Source organism: Kribbella sp. VKM Ac-2571 (genome assembly GCF_004362255.1).
GTDB lineage: Bacteria > Actinomycetota > Actinomycetes > Propionibacteriales > Kribbellaceae > Kribbella > Kribbella pratensis.
On sequence record NZ_SNWS01000003.1, the window covers coordinates 546756 to 566658 of the forward strand.

Sequence of the window (19903 nt, forward strand, 5' to 3'; positions counted from 1 at the left end):
TATATCGGTTAAGTACCCGTCGCCGCCGTGACATTCAGCCAGGCGGCGACAGGAGGTAAACCGGTATAGCGTCACCGATCATCGAGCGGCGACAACCCGCTGTCAAGGGGTCGGCGGGCCTACCGTGCCGGGAGCGGGCCGACGTACATCCGGCCGATGACATCTGCAGGAATCTTCGTCACGGCGACACCGTCCTGGAAGACCATCGGAGTCAGTTCGGCACGCGACAGACCCCAGCCGAGCCGCTTCCCCATGCCCACGGCCACGAAGTAGGCATCGGCCTGCCCGGGGTCCCGGATCGTGAAGTAGGGGAAGGCGAAGTCGTCGTACGGCGTCACGAATTCCCTGACCTTCGGCCGGCCCTGGTCGTCGTCGCGCACCATGGCGACGACGGTGCCGATCCCCCTGGGCGTGGACTGGGCAGTAGGTGCCGGAGGCCGCTTGACCGAGGAAGTGGCAGCCGGGTCCGGGAGGCGCCCCTGGTAGTGCTGCACCACGAGGGCGACCCGGCCGGCGGGGGTTTTCCCTGCCCAATAGATCCTCGGTTCTTCGCGCAGGTTGGCCCACACGTCGCCGGCGACGGGATCTATCAGCTTCCCGCGCTCCTTGCGCTGTGTGTCGTGCCAGGTCGCGAGAACCTGGGCCAGATAGGTGCTGTCCCCGGCAAGGTCGCCGCCGGTCTCCTTGGTCATCAGGCGCGCGTAGCGGTCGAGCGGGTTGGGCGTGATCGGATCCTTCCACGGCGTGGGCGTGGCCACCGGGGCCTGGTCGGCACGGTCGCGAACAGCCGGTACGGCGAAGGTCGCGCCGGCGATCGCGGCGACCGCCAGCGAGCTCGCGGCGAGAGCGGTGATCCGGCGCCGGCGCAACCGGCGGGCACCGCCGAGGCGGGCGCGGTCGAGCAGGTCGGACGGAGCGTCGATGTCCTCGACACCGGCGCTCAGGCGCTGTTTCAGCTGGGTCTCGGTCATCGCAGTCCCTCCAGGATCGCGGGTTCGGTGATCAGTCGGAGCCGGTCCAGGGCGCGCGAGGTCTGGCTCTTCACGGTGCCGACGGAGCAGCCGAGGATCTCGGCGGTCTGCGCCTCGGTCAGGTCCTCGTAGTACCGGAGCACGATGGTGGCGCGTTGCCGGGGCGGGAGGTCCTGCAGTGCGCGCAGCAGTTCGTGGCGGACGGCGTACGCGTCGGAATCGTCCTGGGCCGGTTCGTCGTGGTTCTCCGACAGCGTCACTTCGGCCGGTCGGCGCAGCCGGGTGCGCCAGCGGTTGGCGACCAGGTTGGTCAGGGTCTTTCGGGCGTACGCCTCGGGGGCGCCGGTCCGGATCCGCGGCCAGTGGACGTAGATCCGTTCGTACATCTCCTGCACCAGGTCCTCACCGGCGCCGCGGTCGCCGGTAAGCAGTACCGCCGTCCGCAGCAGCCGCGTCGCGCTGCCGCGGACGAAGTCGTCGAAGTCGTCCCCGCGTGTGGCCATCCGTCCACCCTCCTCTGCTACGCAGGAAAACACCGACCGGTGCCGGATGGTTGCATCTGGAGTCGCGGGATGAGGAAAAGATAGACCAAGATGGTCGTGGCGGGTGGGAAAAAGTTACGAAAGAGGGTTCGGATGAGTGTCGCGACCGACGTCAGGACGCGGCGGTCGTTGCTGGCCGGGACGGTCGGCAACTTCGTCGAGTGGTACGAGTTCGGGGCCTACGGCTTCTTCGCCACCGTGATCGCCGCGAACTTCTTCAGCAGTACGGCGACCAGCGACGCGGAGAGCCTGATCAAGACGTACGCCTCGTTCGCGTTGGCGTTCTTCTTCCGGCCGATCGGCGCCGCGATCTTCGGCCGGGTCGGTGACCGGATCGGGCGGCGGCCGACGCTGATCCTCGTGCTGCTGCTGATGACGCTGTCGACCACCCTGATCGGCCTGCTGCCGACCTACGCGAGTGTCGGCGCGGCCGCACCGTGGTTGCTGACGCTGGTGAGGGCGTTGCAAGGGCTGTCGGCGGGTGGTGAGTTCGGCGGCGCGGTATCGATCATGACCGAGTTCGCGCCGCGGACGAAGCGCGGCCTGTACGGCGCCTGGCAGTCGTTCACCGTCGCACTCGGACTGCTCGCGGGAGCCGGACTCGCGGCGATTCTCGCGACCACGTTGAGCAAGGAGGCGTTGTCGGACTGGGGCTGGCGGGTGCCGTTCCTGGTGGCGCTGCCACTCGGCCTGGTCGCGCTGTGGCTGCGGCTCAAACTGGACGAGACGCCGAGCTTCACGCGCGTCCAGGAGGAGCCACGCCCCGCCGCGGCTGGTGAGGTGGCCAAGGCGATCGCGCTCGGCATCGGCCGGCTGATGGGCTGGTCCGCGGCCGGATACACGTTCCTTGTGGTGATGCCGTCGTACCTGCAGGCGACCCTGCACGCGACGTTCCAGCAGGCCTTGGTCGCGACCGTGCTCGCGAACACCGGGTTCGCGGTCTCGATCCTTCCGGCCGGGTGGCTGAGTGACCGGATCGGGCGGCGGCCGGTGATGGTAGCCGGCGCGGCGCTGGTCGTCGTACTCGCGTTTCCCTTGATGAACCTGCTGCAGGACAAGGAGTCGGGGAATGCCGCCAAGGGGCTCGCGGTGTTCGTGGCCGGGCTCGTCGTGGGGCTGATGGCGGGCCCGGGCCCGGCCATGCTCGCGGAGATGTTCCCGACCCGGGCGCGCTACACCGGGCTCGGGTTGGCGTACTCGCTGTCGAACGCGGTCTTCTCGGGATCGGCCGGGCTGATCATCACCGAGCTGATCAAGCGGACGAAGAACGTCGACATTCCGGCCTGGTATGTGGTGGTCACCTGTGCCGTCAGTGTGATCGCATTGCTCACACTGCGAGGCGACGACTACCGACGGGAGCTGCGGGACTGACATGCGAGTCATCGGATTGATGTCCGGGACGTCGTACGACGCGATCGACGCCGCTGCCGCGGACCTGCGGCTGGACGGCGACGAGTTGGTGCTGACGCCGTTGGGGATGTTGAGCCAGCCGTATCCGGACGAGCTGCGGGCGGCAGTGGCGGGGTCGTTGCCGCCGGCGTCCACCTCGGTCGAGCAGGTGTGCAAGCTCGACACCGGGATCGGGCAGTCGTTCGCGGCGGTGGCGGGGCAGGCGGTCGAGCAGCTCTGCGGTGGGTACGCGGACCTGATCGTGTCGCACGGGCAGACGGTGTTCCACTGGGTCGACGACGGGTCGGTGCGCGGGACGCTGCAGCTCGGGCAGCCGGCCTGGATCGCGGAGGCGACCGGCGTACCGGTGGTGTCGGACCTGCGGGCGCGGGACGTCGCGGCGGGTGGGCAAGGGGCGCCGCTGGTCAGCATTCTCGACGTGCTGTGGCTGCGCGGGCGTCCCGGCGTACCCGTGGCACTGAATCTCGGCGGGATCGCGAACATCACTGTCGTTCAGGACGAACCGGTTGCCTTCGACACCGGTCCGGCGAACGCGCTGATCGATGCGGTCGTGATGGAGCTGACCGGGCAGCCGTTCGACGCGGACGGGGTGATGGCGGCGCGCGGTCAGGTGCACGAGGAGCTGCTCGGGAGGTTGCTGGCCGAGCCGTACTACGCGCGGCCGGCGCCGAAGTCGACGGGGAAGGAGCTGTTCAACCTCGCGTACCTTGCCCAGGCGATGCAGGGACTGCCAGTGATCCCGGCGGAGGACCTGGTCGCGACGGTGACCACACTGACGGCGCGGACCGTGGCTGACGCCGTACGGCGGTACGGCGGGACCGAGGTGGTGGCGTCGGGTGGCGGGATCCGGAACCCGGCGCTGATGCATCTGCTGGCGGACGAGTTGGACATTCCGGTCCGGACCACCGACGAGCTGGGGATGCCGTCGGCGGCGAAGGAGGCATACGCCTTCGCCGTACTCGGCTTCCTCACCGTGCACGGCCTCGGTGGAACAGTCCCGAGCTGCACCGGCGCAGGGCACTCGAGCGTCCTCGGCTCGGTGACCCCCGGCCTGAGCGGACTACCGACGATCTCAGGCGAGGCACGACCACCCATGCGTCTCCTGCTCGAGTGACCGCACACTAGTCCTGTGACGAGATTGTTCGTGGTGACTGGGGCACCTGGGTCGGGGAAGTCGACGGTCGTGCCGGAGCTGGTGCGGCTGAATCCGGGGAACCTGGTCGTGATGGACATGGACGAGCTGCTGGACGACGACGGCCGGCTGCTCGGGCTCGACATCGCGAGTCCGATGGCGGCGCCGATCTGGCCGGCGTACAACGCGCTGTGGCTGCGGATCACCGAGCTGATCCGGCGCTCCGGCATACCGGTTCTGCTGCTGTCCCCGGCGCAGCCGGCGGAGCTGCCCGAGGGACGGTGGCTGCACCTGGACTGTCCGGATGCCGTACGGCGGAAGCGGCTGGCGCGACGTGGTTGGGAGGAGTCCGAGATCGACGAGGCGCTCGCGGATGCGGCCGAGATCCGCAAGCTCGTACCGCGGTCGGTGCGCGGGGACGTCTCGCCGGAGCGGGTCGCGAGGAGCATCCTGGACTGGATCCGCGGGGAACGCTTCGGCAAGACACTGAGCCTGTGGGGCCGGTTCCGGAGTTGACCTTCGAGTTGGTGCAGGGATGAAGGTCGGGCCCATGAGGCTGACAATCAGTGAGTTCGCACGGCTGGTGGGACTGGCGCCGAGTGCGCTGCGGTTCTACGACGACTGCGGTCTGCTCCCACCCGCCGAGGTCGACGCGACGAACGGTTACCGGTACTACGACAGGTCGCAACAACCGCGGGCCCAATTACTCCGCGACCTCCGCGAGATCGACCTCCCACTCCCAGACGTCCGCCTCGCCCTGGACGCCGCTCCGTCGGAGGTCGCCGACCTGGTCCGCGCCCACCTCCACACCCTGGAAGCCAAGTCGACCGCCACCCGCACAGCCGCAACCCGCCTCCTCACCAACCTCCTCTCCCAAAAAACCACTGCCCTCCTAGGCGGCCCCGAACTATCCAGCGCCATCCGCCAAGTAACCCCCACCGCAGCCCCACCCGCGCGGGCGGGCGTCGTCCGCGCCGGGGCTGACTCGGATGACGGGAACGGGTTCGGCGACTCCTCCACCACCGTTAGGGCAGTTGGCTCGGGTAGTGGGGAGGGGGGTGACGACCTGGGGTTGGTGTTGAGTTGTGTGTTGATTGAGTTGGGGGCGGATGAGGTTGTGTTTGTTGCGACGGATCGGTATCGGCTGGCGGTGCGGACCGTGCGGCCCGTGGAGTTCAGCGGGGTGGCGGCGCGGGTGCTGGTACGGGCCGACGAGCTGGCTGAGGTGAGTAGGTGGGCCGCAGCGGGGGACGTCGTACGGGTGGAGGTGAACGGCGGTCTGACGCTGGTGCGAGGAGACGAGTCGCGTGAACTGCAAACGGTTGACGCGGAGTATCCGGCGTACGGTCAGATCCTCGACGGGCTGACGCCGCCGGCGTGCCGTGTAGTGGTCGACCGCCTGGGACTACTGGACGTGCTGACAGGCCGCGATGTTGTTGCCTTTGACATCGATCAGCACAGTCTACGGATCGGCGACGAGGTGAAGCTCGACGCGATCGGCACCGGTTCGGTGCGGATCGGGTTCACCGCAAGCCTGCTGGCGGCCGCGCTCGAGGCGAGTGTCGGGCCGGACGTGCTGCTCGAGATCTGTGAGCCGGCGCGACCGGTCGTCGTACGGTCGGCCGACCAGGGCACGTTCACCACCCTCGTCATGCCCGTCCGGCTGGACGGGTGAACCGGTCCTACTACGGCTGGCTGGCAGGTTCGACACTCTCGGTTCTCGGCGACACCGCGCTGTTCTTCGCGCTCGGCTGGGCCGCGACGGGCATCGGCCCGCGGGTCGCCGCGTTGGTGCTGACCGGGTTCACCCTGCCCCGCGCCGTACTCCTCCTGCTCGGCGGCGTACTCGGTGACCGCATCGGCCCACGTCGCCTCCTACTCGCCTGCACCGCGATCGTCGGCTCGTGCTGTTTCCTGCTGGCCATCGCTATCGGCATCCGCGGAGTCTCGGCCGGACTGCTCCTGACCACGTCGGTCGTCGTCGGCACCGTCGACGCCTTCGCACTACCGGCCGCCGGCGTCCTCCCGCGGCTCTTCGTGCCCGACGATCAGTTGCCCAGAGCAATGGCATTGCGTACGTCGGCCACGCAGCTCGTCACCCTCGCCGGCGGACCGATCAGCGGTCTCCTCGTCGCGACGGTCGGGCTCGTCGGGGCCCTCACCCTCGACGGCCTGACGTTCGCCGTCCAGTTCGCGATCCTCCTGATGCTCAGACCGCCGTACGACGTGACACCGCAACGCGACCGCCCATCGGTCATCCGCGACGCCGTGGACGGACTCCGCGTGGCCGTCGCCGATCCCGTACTACGAATGATCCTCGCAGTCGTCGCCCTGGTCGCAGCCTTCGTACTACCCGTCACGTCCCTGTGCGTCCCGCTCCTCGCCCGCTCACAAGGCTGGGAAGCCAAACAGGCAGGCTTCGTGGTGGCGGGCAACGTCGCCGGCGGACTGCTGGTAACAGTCCTCGTCGCACGCTTCGGCACCTTCACCCGAGCCGAACTGACCGGCGGCCTCGGCTGCCTACTCGCCGCACTCGGAATGGCCGGCCTAGCCCTAGCTCCCTCGGTCCCAGCCGCCATCGGCGCAACCCTCATCCAAGGCGTGGGCATCGGCCTATTCACCTCACACCTAGCACCCCTCTTCGTCCGCAGCACACCAAGATCCCACCTGACCCGCCTTCAATCCCTCCTCTCCCTGGCCCAAACCGTCCCCCTGATCGCCTCCACCAACCTCCTGGCCACCCTCCCCATCCACCAATCCCTAACCCTCACCGCCACCACAACAGCCCTAGCCGGCCTGCTCCTCCTCAAACTCAAACCCTCCACCCGCCTCGTGGCGGTGTAAGACAGATCGTCTTACACTGGTGTCATGGCAGACACCATCACGATTCGCACCGACGCGGAGACCGAGCATGCGCTGGACGTGCTGACGCATGACGGGAGCTCGCGGTCGGCGGTTATCAGGCAGGCGGTCCTCGAAGCCGCGGTGCGCCGCGAGCGGGCGGCGGCGATGCGTCGCGAAGTACTGCGGATGCACATCGGCGATCCGGACGGGATCGACGTCGGTGCCGAGCTCTCCCGGGAGCGGGACGGCGAGCGCTGATGATCTACCTCGATTCGGCCGCGATCGTGAAGCTGGTGCATGCGGAGTCCGGGTCGCACGCCCTGCGTCAGTGGCTCGATGAGCGGGCGGAGGTGGGGTGGGTGAGTTCGGTGCTCGCGGAGATCGAGTCGTTCCGCGCCCTCGCGCGACATGTTCCGGAGGCGGTCTCGCGGCTGCCCCGCGTGCTCGACCTGATCGATCTCCGCGAGCTGGATGCCGGTGCCCGGATCCTCGCGCAGACCGTGCGGCCGGCGACGGTGCGGAGCTTGGACGCCATTCACCTGGCGACCGCGTTGCGCGTCCAGCCGCTCACGTCGTTCGTCACCTACGACAAGCGCCTGGCCGACGCGGCCCGAATCGCCGGACTGACCGTCGACGCACCCGCGAGCCATTGACAACATGTTGTCGTTATGACAGCATGTTGTCCATGAGGACAGCATATGTGGCGGTGTACGAGACGTTGGCGGACTGGGAGATCGGGCATTTGGTGGTGGAGCTGCGGACTGGGCGGTTCACCGGGGTGCCGTGGGGCGTGGTGACGGTGGGGGAGACGCTGGAGTCAGTGGTGACCATGGGTGGGATACGGGTCGTGCCGGATGTGACGATCGCGGACGTGACGCCTGACGCGGGGGATCTGCTCGTGCTCGCCGGGTCGGGGCAGTGGGACATGGGTGGTGGTGAGGCGTTCGCGAAGTTGGCGGGGCAGTTCCTCGATGCCGGGGTACCGGTTGCGGCGATCTGTGGCGCGACGGCGGGGCTGGCTCGGGCGGGGCTGCTCGATGAGCGGAAGCACACGAGTGCGGCCAAGGAGTACCTGCAGGCGACCGGGTATCAGGGCTCGGAGCAGTACGTCGATGCGCGCGCGGTCGTCGACCGGGATCTGATCACGGCGGGACCGGACTCGCCGGTGCAGTTCGCGCGGGCTGTGATGGAGCGGCTCGGACTCGCGGACGAGCGGAAGCGTGAGGCGTACGAGGGCGTGTTCCACCGCGCCGACCCGGCGGCGTACGCAACGCTGGTCGGATGACGGCGAAGGATCAAGGACCGGCCGAGCGCGCGGCCGTCCCGCCGCGTGCGGAGTGGCCGGAGGTCGGGAAGCGGTCCGAAGGTGGTGTGGTGTTGACGGACGTCGTCCTCGCCACCTTCCGGCTGAACGCGCGGCTGATGGAGGCCGCGCAAGGCCTGGCCGCGAACGGCGGGATCACGGCGGCCTGGTGGCAGGTCCTCGGCGGCGTCCTCGACGAGCCGCGGTCGGTCGCCGACGCCGGCCGGATCATGGGTGTCAGTAGACAAGCCGTGCAGCGGATCGCGGACTTGCTGGTCGAGCGAGGTCTCGCCGAGTACCGGCCCAACCCGGCGCACCGCCGCGCGAAGCTTCTCGCCTGCACCGAGGCCGGCTATTGGGCGATCCGGCAGATCTCACTCGCTCAGGGCCCGTGGACCACCGAACTCGCCAAGGCCGTCGACGTCGACGACCTTCGTACGACGCTCAGCACGCTGCAGACCCTGATCACCAAGCTGGAAGAAGCTTGATCGCGAGGCTCCGCCCGTAGGTCTGCCGCGTGGTGAACGTCAGCCGCGTCCCGGTGACCGTGCGCGTCACCTGAACCCCGTCGACCGGTGCCGCGGGCCTGAGGTACTGCGCCCGCAGGTTGAGCGTGACGCTGTCGCGCTGCGTCGTCGGATCGGAAACGGCGACCTGCACACTCGAGGACTGCCGGCGAATGAGCAGCGAAACCGGACCGTCGATGCTCAACCCGGGAAGGTTGTGGGGACCGGGAGTGAACGTGTTGACGGCGGTGAGGCGCAGGCCGAGATGCTGGATCGCCTGCATTTTCACAGTGTTCGAGAGCGTCGCGATCCGGCCGTGTAGATACGACTTCAAGGCGGAATCCGTTGCGTTGGGCACCAATGCGTAAGCGAGTGCGTGCTTCGTGCCGGCCGGTTGCGCGACGGTGAGCGCGAAGACCTGTTTGGTGACCGCGGTATCCGGATTGGAGGTCCGCACCATCCGGCGGCTCCGCGTGACTGTCTGGAGATCTGCCGACACTTCGGTCGGCTGAAGGAAGTAGTAGCCGACGGACACCGCGCCGTTGGCGTAGCGAAGCCACCGCGGTTCCCCGGTGCCGGTCCAGGCCCGACCATCACGTCGTACGCCGGTGATCGTCACGGGATCGGTGGCGCCGGCGATGCGGGTGTCGAGGGTGGTCGTGACCGCGCGGGTCGCGTCGCCGACACCGGCTGCTAGTACGACGATCTCATCGTCGAGCAGGAACCAGGACTTGGTCGCCGACGCGTTCCGGTAGACCACGAAGTCGTCCGGCAGGCTCGCCCGCGACGCGTACGCGAAGTCGTCCGACTGCACCCAGCCGACCGCGCCGTACACATCGAGCGTCGCGCCTCCGGAGTATTCATTCGTCCCGACCGGGAAGTAGACGTAGGTGTTCTGGGCCTCCGACGACGCGGTGAAAGTCGGCGGGTTGTCGTAGTACGCCGTCCCGTACAGCTCCGGGATCGACTTGCGCGTCTCGACCGGCGCCGTCACGCCGCCCAGCGCGTACGGCGACACTGTGGTGAAGTAGTCGACGCCGAAGGACTGCGTCTGATCCTGACCGGCCAGGTACAGGTAGTGCGCGCCGTCGCCCTGGAACCACGGCATCAGGTTCTCGCCGCTCATGTACTCGTACTTGCTGATCCGCGACGAGTTCCGCGCCAGAGCGAACGCATATCCGGGCCTGCGATGCACCGTCCGGTCCATGGCGTTGAACGCCGTCGTACTCGCGGCCGGGTTGAGATCGGCCGGGACGATCGCCGGATCGTTCTTGATGTCCGCGAAGCGCCCGATGCTCACCGGTGAGACGAAGGAATTCACGTTGATCGTCGGCCGCGCGGTGAACTTCGCGAAGGCCTTCAATCGCAGGGAATCCGCGCCGGTCGCGTAGTCCGCGAGGTCGACGATCGCCTCGACGACGACCGCGACGTCGTCGTACCCGGTCGTCGTCCGGGACACCGCGCGGCCCTTGACGATCTCCATCATCCAGCCCTCGAAGATCAGCGGCGCGAACCCGTGCTCGACCCAGCCCTGCACCACGCCGACCAGGTCGTCGCTCTGTGCGTACTCCGTCCCGGCGAGCACCTTGATGGTCTGCACAACCCTGCTGAGCAGCCCTTTTCCGTACGAGCCTGTGTAGGCGACCGACGCGTGCTGGATGAACGAGCCGTCCGCGTAGTACCCGTCGGTGACGCCGTGCTGCAGGTTGTACGGGTCGACCGTCGCGAACACCGTGAACTGGTCCTGCAACGCCTTCCGGATGCGCGCGTCGTCGTTCAGCAGAGCGCCCTGGAGGACCCGGTTCGCGGTGATGTCGACGAGGTTCGCGCCGGTGTGGAAGCGCGAGTCGAGGTCGACGTCGCCGTCCTTGCCGTTGCGCAGGTAGGCGTCCATCGAGGCGACGTACCGCGTGATCAGGTCGGCCGGGGCGTCGATCAGGGCGAGCGTCTTCGAGACGTACGTCGAGATGCCGATCTCCCAGGTGAACCAGTTGCCGTAGTACCCCTTCGACTGGTCGCCGTAGTAGTTGTCGTGCAGCCAGACGAGCTTCTCCACGATCCGCGCGCGGACCTGCTCGTTGCCCTGCAGGTCCGAGGCCGGTCCGGGTCGCCGGTAGGCGAGGGCGATCTCGTAGAGGTGCTGGTACGACGAGCTCAGGTTCGGATCGCTGGTCCCGAGTGGGAGGCCCGCGAACAGCTCCCCGCTGCCGGCGCGGTCGAGTGCGGTCAGCCAGGTCCGGGCGGTGTTGTCCATCGCGGTGACCTTCGCGGCGACCTCGGGGCGCGCGTTCGACTCCGCCGTACCGGCGTAGATCGCGATCGCGTTGGCCAGTAGCCGGCTGGGGTCGGCGTCCACCACCCCCATGGTGGCGCGGGCGGCCGGAGCCGGGTTGACCGCAGTCAGCAACGCGGTCGCAGGGACAAAGGACAGCAGGCGACGGCGGGTGAGATCCACTGGTACTCCCGGGCGGATGGGAAAACCTAACCAGCGAAGTCAATCAGTCGGAACTATCCTTCGACAACCGCTGACTGCTCAGTAAGACGTGAGATCGTTCTGCTCGTGACCACTCGCACGGCGCCCGACAGCCGTCTCGCCTCTGTCCTGCGGTTCGCGACCGAGCTCATCGCGTGGGTCGGAACACCGTGGGCGATCGCTCCGCACTCCGTCCTGCTCGCGATCGCCTCGGTCGTGGTCCTGATCGGCCTGCCGACGGTCTTCCAGACGCGGGGTGACAAGCCGCGTGTCGTCGTACCGGTCCCCGGGTTCGTCACTGTCCTGCTGGTGCTTCTGCAGTTGGTCGCCGCAGTTGTGGCTGCCTGGTTCGCCTGGCCGACTGTCGCGGCAGTCGGCGTCAGCGTGCTCGCGGCTGCATGTGTGGTGACGGAACAGCCACGGTGGCGGTGGCTGCTGTCCGGTCAGGCGCCGCCGGCGCCTACTAGTTGAGGGTCGATTGAGAGGACCTGTACTGCGTCACCGGTCGACCTGGCCGGTATGACAACGGCGACCTGGTGCAGGTAGTCCTGGTGCAGGGTCTGGGTGTACTTGACCATGCTGCTGAACGCGGTGGCCTCGCCGCTGGTCCAGTAGGCGTTCGAGCCCGGCTCGACGCGCTGCAGATACCGCTCGGTGAGTGACAGGAACACCAGCGCGTCGCCGGACTCCGTGATGAACGTCAACGGGACACCGGACGGCGCAAACGTGTCGGTGACGTCGGCGATGTACGGCTCCGCGGTGTCGGCGACCTTGGACTTCGCGCGCAGGTCGAGCATGTTGGTCAGGCTGGGGCCCGGCGTGAAGAGCTGCGACTGCGGCGCGTTCTTACCGCCCGTGAGGTACGCCGCGAGGTCCTTCGCGACTGCCTCGGGCCGGCCCTGGAGCTTGCTCAGGTCGTCCGCGTCCGGGGTGCGCAGCCCGTCGACGGACGGCAGCTCTACCGCCTTCGGCGGGTAGACCGAGTGCGTCAGCAGCCACGGGCTCCCGGCGCTCTCCCGCTGCCAGACGCCGAGCTGACGGTTCCCGGGCGCGTCCGAGACGCCGGAGCTGACCACGAACCGCATCGGGTACGACGTGAACTGCGGCGCGCCGATCTCCGGGTCGGTGTAGCTGAACGGCTTCGACACGTTCTTGCCCGCGGCGTCGAGTTTCCGGCCGATCAGGAAACCCGCCTGGGTCTGGGCGCGGGTCGGATTGCCCTCGATCGTCGCGGCCAGCTTCCCGTCGCGGGTCTTGTTCGCCTGGTTGTTGAGCTGGTTGTACCGCTGGACGACGGCCTGCGCGTCGGCGAGCGTGACAGCCGGGCGGGAGTCCGCCGCGGTCATCGTGTTCTTCGGCGGCATCAGCCCGCAGCTGGTTGCCGTCAGCAACATCGCGCCGCTGGCCAGCAACGCCGCCGTACGCCGAACAGCCTCGTCGCTCTTCACGAACTCCGGTGACGCCGCCAACGGGACGGTCTCCTCCGCAACACTCCCGGTGGGCTCGTCGACAGGTTCGGCGTACGTCGTCCGTGCCGGCTCGTCGACGCGTTCGGCGTACGTCGTTTGCGCGGGCTCGTCGTACCGCTGGGAGGCGCCCGCCCCGATGAGCGCGGGCGACTTGGCCCGCTGGATCGCAGCAGGTGACATGAACATCGGCGCCGCCGGCACAGCAGCCGCCGGCCGAACCGGAGCCGGCCGCACAGGCACCTGCCGCACGGGCGCCTTCACCGGAGCTGGAGCCGGAGCCGGAGCCGGAGCCGAGCTGACCTGCGCCGGAGCCGCGGTGGTTGCGGCCGGTGCCGTCTCGTTCCCGGCCTGCTCCTTCTTCGCGGCGACCGGGGCGAACGGGCTGACTCGATCGGGGGCAAAGGGGGAGACGCGGTACGCCGGAGCGTTCTCCTCCTCTTCGCGCTCGACCGGCGCCGTCGTCACCAGGACCGGGATCCGAGTGTTGGTGATGACCGGGATCTCGGTCGTGTCCGAGATCTCCTTCACCACCGGACGGCGGCGCAGCACCAAGGCCAGGCCGAGTGCGAGCACCACGATGCCGGCCCCGAGCACCAGCAGGCAGATACCGAACAGCCGGTGCACCTCGATCCCGAACGAGACCTGCGCGCCGACAGCCGGCGTACCGTCCGCGTTCATCACGACCACGTCGTACAGCCCGTCCTGCATCGGCCAATTGACGGCCTGCGAGCCCGGCGCGGACTGCGCGACCCACCAGTCCAGCTCGCCCGGCGGCGTCAGCTTCTTGGTGTCGCCGCGCAGCTCCTGCGTGCCGAACGTGGCCGGCGGCTCGAACTGGATCAGCCGGGTGTGCGCGGTCCCCGCGAGGTAGTCGCGCACGTCCAGGTCCTGTCCGACGCCGATGAACAGCGGCTTGTCGCCCGACGCGCTCACGCGCAGTGTCGGGCCGTGCCGGTCGAGGAGGGACGGGGCGGTGACGACCGCGAGGCCCGTGCTGGCGAGCTCACGGCGAGGTGTCGAGATCGTGTTGTCCGGGCCGACGAGCCAGAAGGCTGCGACGGCCCCGGCGATGGCGGCGAGCAGGCCTGAAAGTGCCAGCAGCAGACCGAAGGTGATGCGGGCGAAACGCATGAAGAGGCTCCCGTTGTCCGACGAGCCCGGCCCACGGACGGGTGCACCGGACGGCGGGTGCACTGGCCCGGACCCCTCTCCAGGTATCCGGACGCTCACCCGTTGTCACTGAATAACTGAGCCAACAAGGATCTGTTACGATTCCGTGTGTTAACGAATGGCCATTCACAAACCCGGAGGCGCTGACATGGCCCGGCCACGGCTGGTGAGCGACGACGCGATCCTGGACGCCACCCGTCAGGTGCTGGCGGAGCTCGGCCCGGTGAAACTGACCCTCGCGGCGGTCGGGTCCCGGGTCGGTCTGGCGCCGCCGACGCTGATGCAGCGGTTCGGTTCCAAGCGCGGTCTGCTGCTCGCGTCCGCGGCGCGGTCGCCGCTGATGGTCAAGCTCGCGGCCGAGGAGGCCGCCGCCCGGAACACCTCCCCGCTGGCGACGCTGCGCGACTTCGCGCTGTCGGCGGTCGCGCACATCAAGCGCCGCGAGGAGCTCGGCAACGGTCTCGGCTTCGTCCAGCTCGACGTCGCGGATCCGGAGTTCCGGCAGCACGCGCTGGCGCACTCTGCGGCGATCGTCGACAGCTGCGACGCGTTCTACCGAGCCGCGGTGGAGGTCGGTGAGCTCCGCGAGGACACCGACGTACCGGCGCTGGCTCGGCACACCCTTGTCTGCTTCAACGGCGCGCTCCAGGTCTGGGCGGTGAACGGCTGGGGCTCGCTGTCCGAGTTCCTGACCGAGCAGCTCGACCTGATGATCGCCCCCTATCTCAGGAGTGACGGTGTTTCTGCGCGTTCTGGTCTTCTACCTGGTCACGATGGTCTTCAGCGGGATCCTCAACGCGCTGCAGGCAGCGACCGGCCCGAGTCCTGATCTGATCCAGCTGGTCCAGTTCGCGCCGGCCCTCGGCGTGGGCGTGATGTTCGTGGTGTTTCGCCGTACGACTCGGGTCGACGCGCGGTTCACACCTGCGACCGTCGCTGCGGGGCGGAGTGCGCTGGTGGTCGGCATCGTCGTGGCGGCGATGCTCGTGTCCGTGGTCGTTTATGTGGTCGCGGGGCGGACGTGGCGGGCGGAGAGTCTGCCGTTCCCGTTCTGGGCGCTGGTGATCACTATGGTCGTCGGCGCGGCGGGCGAGGAGCTCGGGTGGCGCGCGTACCTGCAGCCCTACCTGCAGACCCGGTTCTCGGTACTGCGTTCCTCGTTGATCGTCGGCGTGCTGTGGGGTTTCTGGCACATCGGCGGGTTCTCGCACGGGCCGGCGTACATGGGGCTGTTCGTCGTGATGGCGACCGCGCTGTCGGTGGTGATGGGCGGCGTACTGCGGGGCGCGCGTCGTAGCAACCTCGTCGTCGCCACCACGGCCCACGCCGCGGTGAACCTCTCGCTGATCCTGCTGTTCACCGAGGAGGACGGCGACTTGTTCCCGATGGCCGTCCTCGCAGCGGTCTGGACGATCGCGGCCATCGCGGTCAGTTCAGTGCAGGTACGACGCGCCGTTGAAGTCGAGGACCGCGCCGCTGGCCCAGTTCGCCTCGGCTGAGGCGAGCCAGTAGATCGCGTTCCCGACCTCCTCGGCGGTCGCGACCCGGCCGAACGGGCTCTGCGCCCGGATCGCGTCGCCGCCGGGACCCGCGAGGAACGTCTCGGTCATGTCGGTCGCGATGAAACCAGGCGCGATTGACGTCACGGTGATGTCATCTGGCGCCAACGATGCCGCCAACGACTGTCCGAGCGAGTGGAGCCCGGCCTTCGAGGCACCGTACGCCGGCACGTCGGGCTCACCGCGGTAGGCGCCACGGGATCCGACGTTGACGATCGCGCCCCGCCGTACGCCCGCCGCGGGTTCCTTGTCGAGCATCTGCCGCGCCACGCACCAGGTCACGTGCGCCGCGCCCTCGAGATTGACGGCGAGGGTACGCCGCCAGGTCGCTACCCATTCCTCGTACGACGTCTCCGTCAGCGGGTGACCGACCCGGCGGGAGCCCGCGACCGGTTCGTCGACGAACATCGCGGCGTTGTTCACCAGGACGTCGACGCGACCCAGCGCTGCGGCCGATTCCGCAACCAGGGAAGGGATTGCGGCCGCATCGCCGAGGTCCGCGGCGATCACCGCGTGGCCCGCACCGGGGAGCCCGGCGCGGACCTCCTCGGCGCGGTCGACGGCGCCCCGGCAGTGCAGCACGACCCGGTCGCCGGCGCCTGCGAACGCCCGCGCGGCAGCCGCGCCGACCCCCCTCGACGCACCGGTGATCAGTACTCCTCTGGACATGGTTCCTCCTGTGGGTGACTGCATGACATTCTGCCTTTGCCGCCATCGTGACATCAGAGAGGGTTGACAGTGACGTCATGATGACGTCATGCTTGCTGTCATGGAACTTGATCACTACCTCGAGTCGGTCCGGCGGAGCGTTGAGAACGCCACCGCCCTGGCCGACGACCAAACTCGCTCCGTGGCACAGCGCCTCGGGGCAACGCTGGATGACGCGGGCCGCCTGGCCCTCATCTCAGCCCTGTCCGACGCCGCCGGGGAGATCAGCCGTGAGCTGTCCCCGGGTTCGGTCGAGCTCCGGATGGCCGGCGGCCGCCCGGAGTTCGTGGTCACGCCGGCGCCCAGCCAGCTGACCGGTCCGGACGAGACCGACGAAGACATCGACGACGAGACCGACGCCGAGGCCGACGACCAGTTCGTGTTCGACGCCGACGAGCCGACCGCGCGGATCACGCTGCGGCTGCCGATGTCGATCAAGAACAAGGTCGACGAGGCCGCCAACGCCGAGGGCATCTCCTCGAACGCGTGGCTGATGCGCACCGTGATGACCGCGCTCAGCGAGCGCCGCCGCGGCGGCCCGCGCCCACCCCGGCCGCCGCGCGCGCCGCGTGGCCCGGTGTTCGGTCCGGAGGGCCCGCTGGGTCCGAACGGACCGCTCGGCCCCGACGGGGTCTTCGGCCCGAACGGCGTGTTCGGCCCGAACGGCCCCTTCGGCGAGGAAGGCGTCTTCGGCCAGGACCGCGGCCGCTGGGAGCGCGACCGGCGTCGTGACGACCGGGACCGCCGCCGGGACGACAAGGACCGGCGACGCGAGGACAAGGAACGCCGCCGTGGCGGACACGGCCCGGGCCAGCGACTGACGGGATGGGCGGAGTGATGGGCGGCTTCAGCCAGCAGATCATCGACGACGAGAACGACCGGATCGAGCGGATCCGGATCGACATCGGCTCCGGCCTGGTCGAGATCGGCGCCAACCCCGACGCTGAGGGCACCGCGGTCACCGTCGAGGTCGACAGTGGGCCTGAGGAGGACGTCGTCGTCGAGGTCGTGGACGGCGAGCTGATCGTCGAGGGGCCGCGCAACGTCCGCCGGGGGCCGGAGATCCAGGTCCGGATCGCCACCTCCGTGGTGCTCGACGCCCGGGTCAAGACCGGCTCCGGCGACATCACCGCGGACGTCCCGCTCGGCTCGGCACGGCTCGCGACCGGCTCCGGCGACGTCCGGCTGACCCGGGTCGAGAACGAGCTCGGCGTCAACACCGGCAGCGGTGACGTCAAGGTCGAGTCGGTCGCCGGCGCGGTCCGGGCCGGCACCGGCTCGGGCTCGATCGACATCGAGGAGGCCGGCGACGCGCTCGGCCTGAGCACCGGCTCCGGCGACGTCACGATCGGCGACGCGGCCGGTCCCACTTCCGTCAAGGTCGGCTCGGGTGACATCACCATCGAGCGGATCCGCGACCACTCGGTCGCCACCTCCGGCTCCGGCGACGTCAAGGTCGAGATCGCCGACGGGCCGAGCGTCCAGGCCGAGACGGCCCGCGGCGACGTACAGATCGGGGTCCCGGACGGACTTCCGACGTACCTGGACCTGAAGACGGTCACCGGACGGATCCGGTGCGATCTCGAGCCCGGCCAGAAGCCGGCCGAGGGCGACCGCGCCCTGATGCTGCGCGCCCGCACCGTCTCCGGCGACATCACCGTCGTCAAGGTCTGACCCACCCCACCACCGCACAAGGTCCCGCCACTGGGGGCGGGACGTAGGTCGGGTCTGGTGCTCTCACGCCCGACCTGGGCGAAGCGCTGCCTGAAACCACTCTGAAACCACCACAGCACGGGGATTACGCGAGGGGAGCACCATCATGATGACCGAACAGCAGGAAGTTGCCCGCTACCGTGTCGAGGACCAGTTGCGGCGCATCGAAGCACGGGCAATGGGGCGCAACAGCAGGCCCCGGACCAAGTTGCGCACGCGGGTGGCGGGCTTGTTGCACAGGATCGCCGACCGGCTTGAGCCCGCGTCCCGCCGCCTGACCGAGCCGCAGCCCCGTCCTCGCGGGACCGGGCTCTCGATCGTCCGATGAACGGCGTACCGCTGAACGGCCTACCGCTCAACGGCCTACCGCTCAACGGCGCGGCCGCCGGGATCTGCGCCGTACTCGAAAGGCTCGGACTCCTCGGCGCGGGATCGACGGTCCGCCGGTAGCGCTGCAGGTTCGTGCAATGCCTGTGGATAACCATCGGGCGGACCCGCGGACACTGCTAGCGTTCAGTCGATCATTCTCGGTCGACATGGGAGAGAACCAACGATGTTGCGTCCGATGGTGGCAACCACAGCTGTCACCGCAGCCCTGATCCTGGTAGCCGGTTGCGGCGGCAACGACAAGAAGGCCGACTCGAGCTCCGAGAGCAACGGCGGTGGTGCCACCAGTTCGCCGACACCGTCCGCCCCGAGTGTCCAGTCCTTCGACCCGCCCAAGGCGTTCACCGCCACCGCCGCCTACCCCGTGCCCGACTACAAGGGCCGGGACACGTACGACGACCCCAAGGTCGGCATGGTCGGTCAGGTAGCGGTGGTCGCCAACTACCGGGGAATCAGCGGCCGCGATGTCGCCGACCCGAGCAAGGCCTGGGAGCTCAAGTCGACTGACGCCGAGACAACCACCGTCAGTGACGCGTCCAACCCGGTAGCAGTCAAGGTCGACGGCAAGGACGTGGCGGTCGTCGCCTATGCGGAGTCAGACAAGGGCAGCGGCACGCAGAAACCGCAGGGCCTGGTGCTCATCCAGTGGATCGACGTGGCGTCCGGGCAGAAGCTCGCCGAGGTCTCCGCACCGGTGAGCACGGTGGAGAGTGCCGGGACCGTCGCATCCGGTACTCCGAGTCTCTACAACACGCAGTACGACCCGGAGACCGGCCAGGTCGCCATCGGTGTGACCCCGATCATGGGCAGTCTGACCGGGGACGTGCGGACCGCGACCGTGTACGCGGACCCCAGCACGAAGAAGGCCACGGTGGTGCCGGGCGTTCTCCCGGCCGCCGTGCATGACGGTGTGGTCGGGGGCTCGAAGGACGAGAGCCAGCAGAACGCCGACGACGCCGCGGCCGTGCTCATCGACGGTGCGAGCGGCAAGGTCACGAAGCAGATCCCGCTGAAGCAGGGTGAGGTGACCCCGCTCGGTGGCGGCACCAAGCACGCCTTCTTCTACGGCACCGTGTACCCGAAGGACAGCCTGACCGAGGTCGGCTCGCTCTTCTCGGTGGATCTCTCCACCGGCGCCCTCGTGAAGTCGGCGCCCGGCCTGGAGGCGCGGGAGTCCGGTGGCTACAAGTGCACCTGGGACGAAGCGAGCTCGATCGTCTGCAGGGAGGCGTCGCCCACCGGTCCTCAGGAGATCTTCGGCTTCGACGACGCGACCGGCAAGAAGGCGTGGGGCTTCACCAGCGAGTCCGGAGGGCGCATCGTGCCTGACGTGACTGCGGCGTTCCACGGCGTCGTCTACGTGCAGACCGAGAAGCAAGCGGTGCTGCTGGACGCGAAGACCGGGCAGGACCTGCCGAGCGCGGGGTCGTCGAGCAGCCCGAGCGCTGGTTCGAGCGACAGCCCGAGCGCGAGTTCGAGCGACAGCCCGTCCTCCGGTGACACTCCGTCCTCCGGTGACACTCCGTCGTCCGGTGACACTCCGTCGGACAGCAAGTCCGCCGGCGGGAGTGACATGAGCCTCTACAACGGCACGCAGTCGTCGCCGGCCGCAGTCTCGCCGTACGGCGGCGTCTACCGGCAGCAGCCGCAGGGAAGTGGGTACGGCAGCGACGACATCCAGTCAGTCCTGGTCTACCTGAAGCCGACCGCCTGACG

22 protein-coding genes are annotated in these 19903 nt (G+C 68.8%); 17 read left to right on the forward strand and 5 right to left on the reverse strand.

Annotation, left to right across the window (positions count from 1 at the left end):
* Positions 1-119: 119 nt before the first annotated feature.
* Both EV651_RS10030 and EV651_RS10035 read right to left on the reverse strand, forming a co-directional pair.
* Positions 120-971 (reverse strand): hypothetical protein, encoded by an 852-nt coding sequence (locus EV651_RS10030; protein WP_133784344.1) that lies wholly within the window; start codon positions 969-971, stop codon positions 120-122.
* A complete protein-coding gene (locus EV651_RS10035; protein WP_133784346.1) occupies positions 968-1474 on the reverse strand; it encodes a SigE family RNA polymerase sigma factor in 507 nt (168 codons plus the stop codon). Before EV651_RS10035 ends, EV651_RS10030 begins: the two co-directional genes overlap by 4 nt.
* Positions 1475-1606: 132 nt before the next feature.
* On the opposite strand from EV651_RS10035, the gene EV651_RS10040 reads away from it, so the two are divergent.
* Genes EV651_RS10040 through EV651_RS10080 form a run of 9 tightly spaced genes read left to right on the forward strand, consistent with a single transcriptional unit; the run spans position 1607 to position 8690 of the window.
* Positions 1607-2884, forward strand: coding sequence for an MFS transporter (locus EV651_RS10040; protein WP_133784348.1), 1278 nt, complete (start codon positions 1607-1609; stop codon positions 2882-2884).
* 1 nt (position 2885) lies between these two features.
* Entirely contained in the window at positions 2886-4037 is a 1152-nt protein-coding gene (locus tag EV651_RS10045; RefSeq protein ID WP_133784350.1) for an anhydro-N-acetylmuramic acid kinase, read from the forward strand.
* 15 nt (positions 4038-4052) lie between these two features.
* Positions 4053-4571, forward strand: coding sequence for an AAA family ATPase (locus EV651_RS10050; protein ID WP_238156779.1), 519 nt, complete (start codon positions 4053-4055; stop codon positions 4569-4571).
* Positions 4572-4605: 34 nt separating this feature from the next.
* Positions 4606-5730 carry a MerR family transcriptional regulator gene (locus EV651_RS10055; RefSeq protein WP_133784352.1) on the forward strand — a complete coding sequence of 375 codons (1125 nt, stop codon included), beginning with the start codon at positions 4606-4608 and terminating at the stop codon, positions 5728-5730.
* Positions 5727-6899 (forward strand): MFS transporter, encoded by a 1173-nt coding sequence (locus EV651_RS10060; protein WP_133784353.1) that lies wholly within the window; start codon positions 5727-5729, stop codon positions 6897-6899. The genes EV651_RS10055 and EV651_RS10060 overlap by 4 nt, the downstream gene beginning before the upstream one ends.
* Before the next feature lie 24 nt (positions 6900-6923).
* Positions 6924-7157: a hypothetical protein gene (locus tag EV651_RS10065; protein WP_133784356.1), complete on the forward strand. Its 234-nt coding sequence runs from the start codon at positions 6924-6926 to the stop codon at positions 7155-7157.
* On the forward strand, positions 7157-7552 hold the full coding sequence (locus tag EV651_RS10070; RefSeq protein ID WP_133784358.1) for a type II toxin-antitoxin system VapC family toxin: 396 nt from the start codon (positions 7157-7159) through the stop codon (positions 7550-7552). Before EV651_RS10065 ends, EV651_RS10070 begins: the two co-directional genes overlap by 1 nt.
* Before the next feature lie 32 nt (positions 7553-7584).
* On the forward strand, positions 7585-8184 hold the full coding sequence (locus EV651_RS10075) for a DJ-1/PfpI family protein (protein ID WP_202870248.1): 600 nt from the start codon (positions 7585-7587) through the stop codon (positions 8182-8184).
* A complete protein-coding gene (locus tag EV651_RS10080) occupies positions 8181-8690 on the forward strand; it encodes a MarR family winged helix-turn-helix transcriptional regulator (protein ID WP_133784362.1) in 510 nt (169 codons plus the stop codon). The genes EV651_RS10075 and EV651_RS10080 overlap by 4 nt, the downstream gene beginning before the upstream one ends.
* On the opposite strand, the gene EV651_RS10085 is transcribed toward EV651_RS10080, so the two are convergent.
* A complete protein-coding gene (locus tag EV651_RS10085; protein ID WP_133784364.1) occupies positions 8668-11163 on the reverse strand; it encodes a polysaccharide lyase family 8 super-sandwich domain-containing protein in 2496 nt (831 codons plus the stop codon). The genes EV651_RS10080 and EV651_RS10085 overlap by 23 nt on opposite strands.
* Positions 11164-11268: 105 nt before the next feature.
* On the opposite strand from EV651_RS10085, the gene EV651_RS10090 reads away from it, so the two are divergent.
* Complete coding sequence (locus EV651_RS10090) at positions 11269-11652, forward strand: hypothetical protein (protein WP_202870249.1); 384 nt, start codon at positions 11269-11271, stop codon at positions 11650-11652.
* On the opposite strand, the gene EV651_RS41290 is transcribed toward EV651_RS10090, so the two are convergent.
* The gene (locus tag EV651_RS41290) at positions 11625-13781 is read right to left on the reverse strand and encodes a hypothetical protein (protein ID WP_166658555.1); all 2157 of its coding nucleotides are present in this window, start codon (positions 13779-13781) and stop codon (positions 11625-11627) included. The two genes, EV651_RS10090 and EV651_RS41290, sit on opposite strands and share 28 nt — an antisense overlap.
* A gap of 187 nt (positions 13782-13968) precedes the next feature.
* On the opposite strand from EV651_RS41290, the gene EV651_RS10110 reads away from it, so the two are divergent.
* The gene (locus EV651_RS10110) at positions 13969-14649 is read left to right on the forward strand and encodes a TetR/AcrR family transcriptional regulator (protein ID WP_166658556.1); all 681 of its coding nucleotides are present in this window, start codon (positions 13969-13971) and stop codon (positions 14647-14649) included.
* The gene (locus EV651_RS10115) at positions 14558-15319 is read left to right on the forward strand and encodes a CPBP family intramembrane glutamic endopeptidase (protein WP_133784372.1); all 762 of its coding nucleotides are present in this window, start codon (positions 14558-14560) and stop codon (positions 15317-15319) included. Before EV651_RS10110 ends, EV651_RS10115 begins: the two co-directional genes overlap by 92 nt.
* Here EV651_RS10115 and EV651_RS10120 read toward each other — a convergent pair.
* Positions 15254-16048, reverse strand: coding sequence for an SDR family NAD(P)-dependent oxidoreductase (locus EV651_RS10120; RefSeq protein WP_133784374.1), 795 nt, complete (start codon positions 16046-16048; stop codon positions 15254-15256). The two genes, EV651_RS10115 and EV651_RS10120, sit on opposite strands and share 66 nt — an antisense overlap.
* A gap of 100 nt (positions 16049-16148) precedes the next feature.
* On the opposite strand from EV651_RS10120, the gene EV651_RS10125 reads away from it, so the two are divergent.
* From EV651_RS10125 to EV651_RS10140, 5 genes are all read left to right on the forward strand, one after another.
* On the forward strand, positions 16149-16925 hold the full coding sequence (locus EV651_RS10125) for a hypothetical protein (protein WP_133784376.1): 777 nt from the start codon (positions 16149-16151) through the stop codon (positions 16923-16925).
* Positions 16913-17761 (forward strand): DUF4097 family beta strand repeat-containing protein, encoded by an 849-nt coding sequence (locus tag EV651_RS10130; protein WP_133784378.1) that lies wholly within the window; start codon positions 16913-16915, stop codon positions 17759-17761. The genes EV651_RS10125 and EV651_RS10130 overlap by 13 nt, the downstream gene beginning before the upstream one ends.
* Positions 17762-17906: 145 nt before the next feature.
* Complete coding sequence (locus EV651_RS10135) at positions 17907-18128, forward strand: hypothetical protein (protein ID WP_133784380.1); 222 nt, start codon at positions 17907-17909, stop codon at positions 18126-18128.
* Positions 18125-18250 carry a hypothetical protein gene (locus EV651_RS42925; protein WP_255512155.1) on the forward strand — a complete coding sequence of 42 codons (126 nt, stop codon included), beginning with the start codon at positions 18125-18127 and terminating at the stop codon, positions 18248-18250. Before EV651_RS10135 ends, EV651_RS42925 begins: the two co-directional genes overlap by 4 nt.
* A gap of 103 nt (positions 18251-18353) precedes the next feature.
* On the forward strand, positions 18354-19901 hold the full coding sequence (locus EV651_RS10140) for a PQQ-binding-like beta-propeller repeat protein (protein ID WP_133784382.1): 1548 nt from the start codon (positions 18354-18356) through the stop codon (positions 19899-19901).
* Positions 19902-19903 lie beyond the last annotated feature (2 nt).